Origin of the sequence: Kitasatospora aureofaciens, assembly GCF_019192735.1 — a bacterium.
GTDB lineage: Bacteria > Actinomycetota > Actinomycetes > Streptomycetales > Streptomycetaceae > Kitasatospora > Kitasatospora aureofaciens_A.
The window spans coordinates 1-4,308 of record NZ_JAHTKP010000140.1 but is presented as its reverse complement, the minus strand read 5'-3'; the positions used below and the strand labels follow the sequence as shown (position 1 = coordinate 4,308).

The 4,308-nt window shown below is 71.9% G+C and carries 4 protein-coding genes, 1 rRNA gene and 1 pseudogene; 3 read left to right on the top strand and 3 right to left on the bottom strand.

All coding sequences use genetic code 11. The features are described from left to right. Window positions 1-117, top strand: a 5S ribosomal RNA gene (rrf, locus tag KV557_RS41505). A 126-nt stretch (window positions 118-243) separates the two neighbouring features. On the opposite strand, the gene KV557_RS41500 is transcribed toward rrf, so the two are convergent. From KV557_RS41500 to KV557_RS41490, 3 genes are all read right to left on the bottom strand, one after another. After that, window positions 244-1,488 carry a TolB family protein gene (locus tag KV557_RS41500; RefSeq protein ID WP_218207302.1) on the bottom strand — a complete coding sequence of 415 codons (1,245 nt, stop codon included), beginning with the start codon at window positions 1,486-1,488 and terminating at the stop codon, window positions 244-246. Between the two features lie 188 nt (window positions 1,489-1,676). Further along, the gene (locus KV557_RS41495; RefSeq protein WP_218207301.1) at window positions 1,677-2,447 is read right to left on the bottom strand and encodes a lysophospholipid acyltransferase family protein; all 771 of its coding nucleotides are present in this window, start codon (window positions 2,445-2,447) and stop codon (window positions 1,677-1,679) included. A gap of 228 nt (window positions 2,448-2,675) precedes the next feature. After that, a complete protein-coding gene (locus tag KV557_RS41490; RefSeq protein WP_218207300.1) occupies window positions 2,676-3,101 on the bottom strand; it encodes a DUF4395 domain-containing protein in 426 nt (141 codons plus the stop codon). 217 nt (window positions 3,102-3,318) lie between these two features. Here KV557_RS41490 and KV557_RS41485 point away from each other — a divergent pair, with 217 nt between their 5' ends. Then, window positions 3,319-3,732 carry a thioredoxin family protein gene (locus KV557_RS41485; RefSeq protein ID WP_218207299.1) on the top strand — a complete coding sequence of 138 codons (414 nt, stop codon included), beginning with the start codon at window positions 3,319-3,321 and terminating at the stop codon, window positions 3,730-3,732. 377 nt (window positions 3,733-4,109) lie between these two features. Then, window positions 4,110-4,308, top strand: a pseudogene (locus KV557_RS41480) (DUF1967 domain-containing protein); the annotation flags it as partial.

Sequence of the window (4,308 nt, the reverse complement as noted above, 5' to 3'; positions counted from 1 at the left end):
TTCGGTGGTCATAGCGTGAGGGAAACGCCCGGTTACATTCCGAACCCGGAAGCTAAGCCTCACAGCGCCGATGGTACTGCAGGGGGGACCCTGTGGGAGAGTAGGACGCCGCCGAACAATCATTCCAGAAAGACCCCCTCCCATTCGGGAGGGGGTCTTTTTGCGTTTCGGCGGATTAGGGCGGAGTAATCAGCCCCGGTCTTCGTTCTGCACTTCCACCTGCGGGTCCGCGGACGGCTGGGCCTATGGCTGGGCCGGCGCCTGGGTGGCCGCCGCGGCACCCGCCGCAGCCGCAGCGGGTGCCGGGAGCGTCGCCGTGCCCCACTTCGGGCGGCTGAGCCACTGGCCGGTGGTGTTGGTGAGGCGGGCGACGCCCGTACCGTCCGGGCGCATGCTGTAGAGGTCGGCGGTGGCGCGTGCGGGGGCCTGGGTGAAGACGATCGAGCTGCCGTCGGGCGCGTAGGCGGCGGCGCCGTAGTAGGCGTCGGAGGGAGCGGGGGTGAGGGCGCCGATGGCGGTTCCGTCGGGGTGGACGGTGTAGATGCCGCCGCCGGGGGCGTTCTCGGGACCGGCCGGGTACGTGGTGAAGAGGATCTGGGTGCCGTCGGGGGACCAGCTGGCGCGGTCGCCGGCGCGCAGCTCCCAGGGGGTGAGCTGGCGCAGGCCCGTGCCGTCGACGCCGACGACGTAGATGGCCCGGCTGTTGGCGGGCTGCCCGGTGGCGCCGGTGCGGTACTCGAAGGCGAGTTGCTTGCCGTCGGGGGACCAGCTGGGGTTGCTGACCTCTCCCGAGTAGGGCTTGTCGTTGGTGAGGAACGTGAGGCGCTGGACGTTGGTGCCGTCCGGGGCCATCAAGTAGAGGTCGGAGTACTGGATCTGCTTGTTGCCTGCTGGGTCGAGGGCGCCCCAGGAGCGACTGAACGCGAGCTGCTTGCCGTCGGGGGAGTAGGCGGGGGCGCGCTCGGCCTCGTTGGTGCAGTCGGCGGTGCCGCTCTCACAGAGCTGGCCGATCTGTTGGGCGCCGTCGCCGCTCGCGGAGACCGTCCAGAGCCGGGTGGCGCCGGTCCGCGGGTCGGTGCGGTCGAAGGCGATGGTGCTGCCGTCGGGGGACCAGTCCGGACGCTCGTCGCGGGCGCGGTCGGGCGGCTGGGTGACCTGGCGCTCGCCGGTGCCGTCGGGCCCGACGGTGACGATGGCGCTGGTAGTGCGGCCGGGGTCGAGGAAGGCCCGGCTGACGATCAGTCCGTTGTGCGCCGCCACGGCAGAGGCAGCGGGGGTGCCGGCGGCCGCTCCGACCACGCCGGGCGTGGCGGTGGCGGGCGTCGGTTCAGGGGTGGCCGAGGGGCTGTCGGCCCGGATTTCGGAGAGCGGGATCTCGCCCGGTTCGGCGCCGCAGCCGGTGAGCAGGGCACCCAGCAGCAGAAGGCCCGCACCGGCGCTTGCGCGGGTGCGGGCCGTGGTCGTGGGTGACAGCCGTGTGCCGGTCATCCGCGTCATCTCCGTCTCCGACCTTTCCGACCTCTCCGACGTTCGCTCCGTCGCCAAATCAGGACGAAGGCCTCCGGAAGGAGCTGTCACTGTGTCAGACGGGAGGTGTCGGCGGCTGGGCGACACGCGCCGAAGCGCGTCCGCTCGGCCAGACGGAGTAAGAGCGGACGGAGTAAGGGGCGCGGACGTCAGCCCCGGGCGGCGCGGCGCTCGGCCTTTGCGAGGGCCTCCGCCTCGTCCTCGGCCTCCGCGACCTCAAGGGTGGGCGCGGTGCCGCCGAGATCGGCGGGCTGCCACCAGGTGTCGTCCGGGCCGGAGGGCTTGGCGGGGTATTCGCGCTGGGCGCGGTCGAGCATCTCACTCATCGCGGCCCGCAGGCGTCGGGTGACCATGACGGGCTTGTCGTTCGGTCCGAGGTGGATCGGCTCGCCGATCATGATGGTGACCGGGACGTGGCGCTTGGTCAGGGTCTTCGGACGACCCTTGGTCCAGAGCTGCTGGGTGCCCCACAGGACGACGGGCAGCAGCGGGGCGCCGGAGTCGGCGGCCATCCGGGCGGCGCCGGTCTTGAACTTCTTCAGCATGAAGGAGCGGCTGATGGTCGCCTCCGGGAACACCCCGACCACCTCGCCGTCCTTGAGGGCGCGGACCGCGGCCTCGTAGGCGGGCTGGCCGTCGGTGCGGTCGACCGGGATGTGCTTCATGCCGCGCATCAGCGGGCCGGAGATGCCGTGCCGGAAGACCTCGTCCTTCGCCATGAAGCGGGTCTTGCGCTTGCCGCCGCGGTAGGCGCCGAGGCCGGCGAAGAGGAAGTCCAGGTAGCTGATGTGATTGCTGACCAGCACCGCTCCGCCCGTCGCGGGGATGTGCTCGGCGCCCACGATCTTGATCCGCACGTCGAGCGCGCGGAAGGCGGTGAGTGCGGCGCGGATCACCGGCGGGTACACGAGCTCTGCCACGGTCAGTCCTGACTTCCACGGGCCGGGGCCCGGTACGGCGGTACCCGCGCCGTTGCGCGGAGGCCGACCGGAGCACGGCACGCCGCGGCGGTCACGGGTGATTCACGGAGATGATCCCCCGAACGGGTGCCTGCTGTCACCTGAGCCGTGCGGTCAAGCGAATATTCACCGTGTGATCTCGGTGATGAATTCCGGTGGGAACTTTCCGTGCGCCACCGAGCGGCGGGGTCAGGCCCCGGTGTCGAGACGGCCCTGGGCACGCCGGATCAGCAGGTACATCTCGCAGCCGAGGCAGTAGCCGAAGACGGCGTTGAGGAAGGCGGCGGCCAGGGCGAAGGCGGTGGCCAGCAGGCCGAGCCAGGTCACCCCGGTGAGGAACCCGAGGGTGCCGACGACCGCGAAGACCAGGCCCACGCCCTGCGCGAAGCGCGGCGGTCGTTCGTCCTCGGTCTCGGTGGGTGGCGCCAGCCGGGGGCGGACGAAGGTGCGGTAGAGCCGGCCGTACGGGGAGAGCCGCAGGCCGCCGATCGCGGCGAGCGCGAAGACGGCGGCCTGGAGGGCGAGCAGGACCTCGCTGCCGGTGATCAGCACGGCGGCGAGGACGAGCGAGGTGAGGACGGCGGCGAAGCGCGGTCCGCGGGGGTCGATCTGCACGAGGGCTCCGGGAGGGTCGCGACGGGCGGCGGCGGGGGCGCGTCCGGGGCGCGTCAGCGACAGCGGGAGGCGGTGGCCCGGCCCTGGTCGACGTAGCGGCGCGAGGTGGGCAGCGGCTGTGCGGGGCGGTCGGAGTCCACGCGCCGATGGTACGCGGGCCGTGCCCGGTGGTCGACCTGCCTTTCGGGGCCGAGTGGCGCTGCCGCAGACTGGGGGGATGACCGGGTTGGTGGTGTGCGTTGTCGTGCTGGCGCTCGCGACCACGTTCGGGCTGCTGCGGGCGAGGCGCGACGGGAGGCTGAGGGTGCGCACCAAGGACGGGACGGTCCGGCTGTCGGAGACGGAGCTGGGCGGGGCGCTCGGGGAGCGGGCGACCCTGGTGCAGTTCTCGACGGCGTTCTGCCAACCCTGTCGGGCCACCCGCCGGGTGCTGGCCGAAGTGGCCGGCATGGTCGAGGGCGTGGCGCACGTCGAGGTGGACGCCGAGGAGCGGCTGGAGCTGGTGCGCCGGCTGGAGATCCTGCGGACGCCGACCGTCCTGGTGCTGGACGCGGACGGGCATGTGGTGCGGCGGGCGGCCGGGATGCCGCGCAAGGCGGACGTGATTGCGGCGCTCGGGCAGGTGGTCTGAGCGCGGGGACGGGCGCGGCGGGTGGGAGACGGATGACAGGCGACAGGTAACAGATGGCAGCGAACAGATTTCGTTATCTGTTTGCTGTCATCTGTTCGGCGTTCGTCGTCCGCGCCCGGCCGGGTGGGAATCTCGGCCCGGTTGTGCCGCCCCGTCAAGTGGTCCCGGGGTCCGGCTGGGGCAGGATGGGCGCAGGCGGGGGTGCAGCCGTCCGGCGTAAGCTACTGGCCAGTAGTGACCGCTGAGCTACTGGCGAGTATGCTGCCAGGAAGTTCCGGACCGGCACGGGAACACGCTGCCCGGAGCGGGTGCGCGCCGTGTTCGCGCCCGCTTGCACAGCCGCAGCCGCCGGACGAGACCAGTACAGGAGACAGGCCGTGAGCTTGAGGATCGTTGTCTGTGTGAAGTACGTGCCGGATGCGACGGGTGACCGTCGGTTCGCGGACGATCACACCACCGACCGGGAGGGCGTGGACGGCCTTCTGTCGGAGCTGGACGAGTACGGCGTGGAGCAGGCGCTGCGGATCGCGGAGGCGAACGAGGGCGCCGAGGTGACGGTGCTGACGGTCGGGCCGG

Coding starts and splice junctions, on each gene's coding strand:
- KV557_RS41500 (WP_218207302.1), bottom strand. CDS start 1,488: ATGACCGGCACACGGCTGTCACCCACGACCACGGCCCGCACCCGCGCA.
- KV557_RS41485 (WP_218207299.1), top strand. CDS start 3,319: ATGACCGGGTTGGTGGTGTGCGTTGTCGTGCTGGCGCTCGCGACCACG.